Annotated in this window: 5 protein-coding genes and 1 pseudogene; 2 read left to right on the top strand and 4 right to left on the bottom strand. The window is 68.4% G+C overall.

Going from position 1 to position 6,524, the window contains the following annotated elements:
• Window positions 1-223: 223 nt before the first annotated feature.
• From V6M46_RS14085 to V6M46_RS14070, 4 genes are all read right to left on the bottom strand, one after another.
• Window positions 224-1,480, bottom strand: coding sequence for an HNH endonuclease (locus V6M46_RS14085; protein ID WP_332666246.1), 1,257 nt, complete (start codon window positions 1,478-1,480; stop codon window positions 224-226).
• Between the two features lie 112 nt (window positions 1,481-1,592).
• Complete coding sequence (gene dmpG, locus V6M46_RS14080) at window positions 1,593-2,687, bottom strand: 4-hydroxy-2-oxovalerate aldolase (RefSeq protein WP_332666244.1); 1,095 nt, start codon at window positions 2,685-2,687, stop codon at window positions 1,593-1,595.
• A complete protein-coding gene (locus V6M46_RS14075) occupies window positions 2,684-3,580 on the bottom strand; it encodes an acetaldehyde dehydrogenase (acetylating) (protein WP_332666242.1) in 897 nt (298 codons plus the stop codon). The genes dmpG and V6M46_RS14075 overlap by 4 nt, the downstream gene beginning before the upstream one ends.
• Before the next feature lie 4 nt (window positions 3,581-3,584).
• Window positions 3,585-4,400 (bottom strand): 2-keto-4-pentenoate hydratase, encoded by an 816-nt coding sequence (locus V6M46_RS14070; RefSeq protein ID WP_332666240.1) that lies wholly within the window; start codon window positions 4,398-4,400, stop codon window positions 3,585-3,587.
• Between the two features lie 56 nt (window positions 4,401-4,456).
• Between V6M46_RS14070 and kstD the strand changes: the two genes are divergently transcribed.
• Entirely contained in the window at window positions 4,457-6,118 is a 1,662-nt protein-coding gene (gene kstD, locus V6M46_RS14065; protein WP_332666239.1) for a 3-oxosteroid 1-dehydrogenase, read from the top strand.
• Window positions 6,118-6,524 (top strand): annotated as a pseudogene (locus tag V6M46_RS14060) (3-alpha,7-alpha,12-alpha-trihydroxy-5-beta-cholest-24-enoyl-CoA hydratase); the annotation flags it as partial. The gene kstD and the pseudogene V6M46_RS14060, both read left to right, overlap by 1 nt.

Raw genomic sequence — 6,524 nt, 5'->3', positions numbered from 1 at the left:
TCGAGAGTCCGTGATTCGGTCGGCGTCCCTTCGGTGACGATGCGGTCTGCGGTGCGGTTGAGGATGTCTGTGAGGTTCATGGTCTTGCTCCTGTTCGTGTCCATGACCTCAGCCTGCGCCGCCGACGTGTGATGGAGCGTGTGACCGTTTTGGCCATTCGCGAACGCCGTCGTCGCATGACTGGCCACCGCTTGGGCGTGCCGGTGGGCCGCCGGACGCTTGGTCAGGCGGCTTGGCGGTAGGGGGTTCGTCGTCGTTTGCGTAGGGTCCGGCCGGTGCGGTTGGTGAACTGGAATCCGTCGAGGGCGTTGCCGGTGATGTGGAGTCTGCCGCGGTGGAGCAGGGTGTGGCAGCGGACGCAGAGGCCGATGAGGAGGTCGAGGTTGGTGGGTCCGCCGTGGGACCACCAGATGGTGTGGTGGATCTGTAGGTGGGTGTGGTTGCAGCCGGGGGTGGCGCACACGCCCTGTTGGCGGGCGATCACCGCCCGGCGTTGCAGGAGGTTGGGCTGGTAGCGGCCGCGGCCGGCGTTGAGGATCTGGGCCTGCCGTGCACCGCCGCCGTCCTTCATGAGGAAGGCGGTGAAGTCGCTGACGCACAGGAAGTACATCAGCAGGTTGGGGCCGATCGCCCCGTGCCCGGCGAGTGTCGCGGGTTCGACGTCACGCATCGGCGCGGGAGACGCGTAGGGGTTCTCGGTGGTCTGCTTGACGTGTTCGGCGGCCGCTTCGAGGGTGTCGGCGTCGACGAACACCGACAGGTGGGGTTTGACGCCTTTGTCGGAGGGGAGGCCGTTGCCCAGGATGCTGTCCAGCAGGTCATCCAGTCCCTGCACCCGGCGTTCGGACCCCGTGCGGGTGTCGTCCTTGTCGCGGGGTGCCGAGACGGACTCGAGGACCTTCTTGAGCTTGGCCCCCGTCACGGTGTTGAGGAACCCGGTCACATGCCAGCCCTCAGGCAAGGCGTCGACGGCGATGTCTTCTTTGTCCATGCCGCGTTCGTACGCGTCGTCGAGGTCTTCGGGATGCACGACAGCCTTGAGATGCTTGACCGCTTCGATCAGGGCACCGGGTTCGCGGTTGCGGGCGACCTCGAGCAGGACTTCCTGGTGCTGGCGCATCGGGTCCAGGCCGACGTGGCGCAGCCCGTAGACGAACGCCTGCACATGGGCGGCGCTGATCTGACCGCTGAACGCGGCCTCGGCCACCTGGGGCAGGTCGCGCAGCACGATCGCGCCCCGGACCAGGGCGGTGGCCTGGCCGGAGTTCATCCGCAGCTGGTTGCGCACCCACATGTTCAACGTGGAGGCGCCGTCGAGCTCGAACTCCTTGGACGCCTCCAGCTCGCCCAACAGGGCGGCTTGCGCCGCGTCGATCGCGTGGTGCAGGTCCTGCAGGGCGTGGATCTTGTCCCGCACATCACCAGTGCGAAGCGTCTGCGCAGCAGTGCGCATCACGTCGATCACGGCCCCCGATTCCATACCCCAAACCTAGTCGAACACGTGTTCGACTGTCAAGGGTTAAACGCTGGGATTGCAGACCAAATCGGGTGTCAGACCCGTCTGCAAGAATCGACTCACGAGCCCTGCGCAGCTACGAGTTCGCGTCGGCTTTCGCCTTGAGCATCAGGGCGATGTCGATGAGCTGGTCCTCCTGGCCGCCGATCAGCTTGCGCCGGCCGGCCTCGAGCAGGATCTCCGCACCCGAGACCTCGTAGCGCTCCGCGGCGTTGCCCGCATGCTTGAGGAACGAGGAGTAGACGCCGGCGTAGCCCATCATCAGCGTCATCCGGTTGAGCGTGCACTCCTCGGGCATTGCCGGGCGTACGACGTCCTCGGCCGCATCGACGATCTGCAGGAAGTCGACACCGGTGTTCCAGCCGAGCTTGTCGGCCACGCCGATGAACGCCTCGAGCGGCGTGTTGCCGGCGCCGGCGCCGAACCTGCGCACCGAGCCGTCGATCTGGGTGGCACCGGCACGTGCCGCGATGACGGTGTTGGCGACGCCGAGGCCGAGGTTCTCGTGACCGTGGAAGCCGACCGTCGCCTCGTGCCCGATCTCGGCGACGATCGCTGACACGCGGTCGGCGACACCCTCCATGATCAGCGCGCCGGCGGAGTCGACGACGTACACACACTGGCAGCCGGCGTCGACCATGATGCGCGCCTGCCTGGCCAGCACCTCGGGCGACTGGGTGTGGCTCATCATCAGGAAGCCGACGGTCTCCAGGCCGAGCTCGCGGGCGAGCCCGAAGTGCTGCTGCGAGGTGTCGGCCTCGGTGCAGTGCGTGGCGATGCGGCAGATCTGCCCGCCGTTGTCCTGGGCAGCGCGGATGTCGTCCTTGGTGCCGACGCCGGGGAGCATGAGGAACGCGATGCGGGCGGTCTTCGCGGTCTCGGCGGCGAGCTTGATGAGCTCCTGCTCCGGCGTCTTGGAGAAGCCGTAGTTGAACGACGATCCGCCGAGGCCGTCGCCGTGGGTCACCTCGATGACCGGGATGCCCGCAGCGTCGAGCGCACCGACGATGTCGCGTACCTCCTGCGGCACGAACTGGTGCCGCTTGTGGTGCGAGCCGTCGCGCAGGCAGGTGTCGGTCAGCCGGAGGTCGAGGTCGCTCGCCGGGTCGGTCTGCGACCACGTACGGGCGAGGGCGTTGATTTCGACAGGCTCAATCAGCGGGGCGGTCATCGGACGATCTCCTTCGCGATCGACTCGCCGACTCTCGTTGCGGCGGCGGTCATGATGTCGAGGTTGCCGGCGTATGGCGGCAGGTAGTCGCCGGCGCCTTCGACCTCGACGAAGATGCTGACCTTGGTCAGCCCCATCGTGGCCTCGGAGGCGTCGTCGAACTGCGGGTCCTGGAGCAACCGGTAGCCGGGGACGTACTCCTGCACCTGCTGCGCCATCCGTACGACGGACTCGGAGATCGCGTCGCGATCGGCATCGGCGCTGACGCCGCAGAAGATCGTGTCGCGCATGATCATCGGCGGCTCGGCGGGGTTGAGGATGATGATCGCCTTGCCGCGCTCCGCGCCGCCGATCGTCTCGACGCCGGCGCTGGTCGTACGCGTGAACTCGTCGATGTTGGCGCGTGTGCCCGGCCCGGCGGAGGCGCTGGAGACGGACGCGACGATCTCCGCGTACGGCACCGGGGCCACCCGGGAGACGGCGTAGACCATCGGGATCGTGGCCTGACCGCCGCACGTGATCATGTTGACGTTGTCGGCGGTGAGGTGTTCCTCGCCGTTGACCGGCGGGATGACCGCGGGGCCAACAGCGGCCGGGGTCAGGTCGATCGCACGAATGCCGGCCTCGGCGTAACGGGGCGCGTACTCCCGGTGGACGTACGCCGAGGTCGCCTCGAAGATCAGCTCGGGCAGCTCGTCCTGCTTGAGCAGCCAGTCGACCCCCTCGTGCGACGCCTCGACGCCGCGATCACGCGCGAGCTTCAAGCCCTCTGAGGAAGGATCGACGCCGATCATCCAGCGGGGCTCGATGACGTCGCTGCGCAGCAGCTTGTAGAGCAGGTCGGTCCCGATGTTGCCGGGTCCGACGATGGCCGCGGTGACTTTCTTGCTCATGGTCTTACTCCTCGAAGGAGACGGTCAGGGGCGCGAACCCGCTGATGGAAGCCGTGACGCGGTCACCCGCGGCGAACGGTACGAAGGGCCCCAGGGCCCCGGACAGGATCAGGTGTCCCGCGCGCAGCGGGTCGCCGAAGCGTGCGGCCTGGACGGCGAGCCACCTCAGTGCCTCCAGCGGGTCGCCGAGACAGGCGGCGCCGTTGCCGGACGAGCGCTCCTCGCCGTTGATGGTCAGGCTCATCTCGACCTCTCGCGGCACGATCTCGCTCAGCGGGAGCCCCGTGTCGCCGATGACGTAGAGGCCGCTCGAGGCGTTGTCGGCAACCGTGTCGGTGAACGTGATGTCCCAGCCCTCGATGCGCGAGTCGACGATCTCCAGCGCCGGGATCGCCACCTCGACGGCGTCGCGGACCAGGTCGATCGTGATCTGCTCCTCGGGAACGTCGATGTCGCGGCCGAGCCGGAACGCGACCTCCGCCTCCACCCGGGGCTGCAGCAGGGGGTGCATCGAGATCGGTGTGCCATCGGTGCCGTGGCTGACGTCCATGTCGCTGAGGAGATAGCCGAAGTCGGGCTGGTCGACGCCGAGCTGGTTCTGCACCGCTTCGGAGGTGGCGCCGATCTTGCGGCCGACGACGGTCACACCGCCGGCCAACCGCTTCTGGACGAGCCCCTGCTGCACGGCGTAGGCCGCCGGCAGGTCATCTGTCCCGATCAGGTCGCGCACGGCCGCACACGGCACCCGCGTCTCCAGCGCCTGCGCAAGTCGCTCGGTGGCAGCGGCAATGGCGGCGGGATCCGCCTTGGTGGAGGTCACACCGTCATACTAGAACCTGTTACAGTTTTGCGGTAGTTCGCCCCGACGGAGGTCCCATGCAAGAGACGTACGATGTCGTCGTCGTAGGAGCCGGAGGCGCCGGTATGACGGCAGCTCTCGCCGCGGCTGGGCATGGTCTCGACACGGTCCTGATCGAGAAGAGCGCCTACTTCGGCGGCTCCACCGCCCGCTCCGGCGGTGGCGTGTGGATCCCCGGCAACGCCGCCCTCAAGGCAGCTGGCCAGGTCGACGCCGACGATCGCCAGGCGTCGAGCGACTACCTGCAGGCCATCGTCGGCGACGTGGTCCCCAAGGAGCGCCGCGAGACGTTCCTCGACCGCGGCCCCGAGGTCATCGACTTCCTGCTCGAGAAGACCCCGGTCAAGCTCACCTGGGTTCCGGACTACTCCGACTACCTCCCCGAGCAGCCCGGCGGCCGGCCCAAGGGACGCAGCGTCGAGCCGGTCCCGATGGACGGCCGGATCCTCGGCGCCGAGCTCGACCGGCTGCACCCGCCGTACGCCAAGGCGCCGGCCAACCTCATCGTCACGCAGGCCGACTTCCGCAAGATCAGCCTCGGACTCCGCACGATCCGTGGCCCCCTGACGATGATGCGGGTTCTCGTCAAGCGCATCGTCAACTCGCTCCGCGGCCGCAAGATGTACGCGATGGGCAACGCCCTGACCATCAGCCTGCGCAAGGCACTCGTCGACGCGAACGTGCCGGTGTTCTACGAGACGCCGCTCACCGGGCTCATCATCGAGAACGACAGGGTCGTCGGCGTACGCGCCGAGCGTGACGGCGAGGAGATCGAGATCCGCGCCCGCCGTGGCGTGATCCTCGGCTCGGGCGGTTTCGAGAAGAGCGAGGCGCTGCGCGAGAAGTTCCTGCCGACTCCGACCGACGCGGGTTGGAGCACCGCCGCCGCCAGCAACACCGGCGCCGGCATCGAGGCGGGAGTCGCCATCGGCGCCGCGCTCGACCTGATGGACGATGCGTGGTGGGGCCCGACGATCCCGCTGCCGTCCGGGCCGTGGTTCTGCCTCGCCGAGCGCAACCTGCCCGGCTCGATCATCGTCAACTCCGCCGGCCAGCGCTTCATGAACGAGGCGCTGCCGTACGTCGAGGCGACGCACGAGATCTACAAGGGCGAGGCCAGCGGCGTCTCCCATGTGCCGGCCTGGCTCGTCATGGACCAGCGCTACCGCAACCGTTACCTCTTCGCCGGCCTCTCCCCTCGGCAGCCGTTCCCCGGGCGTTGGTACAAGTTCGGCACGGTCAAGAAGGCCCCGACGTTGGCCCAGCTCGCTGACGAGATCGAGGTGCCGGCCGATGCTCTCGCAGCGACGATCGAGCGCTTCAACGGCTTCGCCAGGACCGGCAACGACGAGGACTTCCATCGCGGCGACAGCGCGTACGACCGCTACTACGCGGACCCGCGGGTCAAGCCCAACCCCTCGCTGCACAGCATTGACCAGGGCCCGTTCTACGCCGTCAGGATCGTCCCCGGCGACCTCGGCACCAAGGGCGGGATCGTCACCGACGAACGCGCGCGTGCCCTGCGGCCGGACGGCTCCGTCATCGAGGGGCTGTACGCCGCGGGCAACTGCTCGTCGGCCGTGATGGGACGTACGTACGCAGGTCCCGGCGCCACGATCGGTCCCGCGATGACGTTCGGCTACCTCGCCGCGGAGGACATCGCCAAGGGTGGTGCCTGATGCCGATCGATCCCAGCGTCGCCATCGGCGCCGAGGTCGGCACCCAGGAGTTCTCCTGGACCGCCAGCGACGTGCTGCTCTACCACCTCGCCGTCGGCGCCGGTTCGCGCGCGGGCGACAACGTCTCCCCCGACGCGTTGCGGTGGACGCTCGACGACGAGTCACTGCAGGTGCTGCCGACCTTCGCCGTGGTGGCCCCGTCGTTCCACCAGACCGAGCCGCCCTCGCTCGACCTGCCCGGGTGCGACATCAACCTGGCCCAGGTCGTCCACGGCGCCCAGGAGGTCCGGGTCATTGGCAAGCTGCCGACCTCCGGCTCAGCCCGGCTGACGACCCGCATCACCGACATCTGGGACAAGGGCAAGGCCGCCGTGATCTGGCAGGAGGGCGTCGCCACCGGCCCGGG

Origin of the sequence: Aeromicrobium sp., assembly GCF_036676885.1 — a bacterium.
Lineage (GTDB): Bacteria > Actinomycetota > Actinomycetes > Propionibacteriales > Nocardioidaceae > Aeromicrobium.
This window is presented reverse-complemented; position numbering and strand designations above follow the sequence as displayed.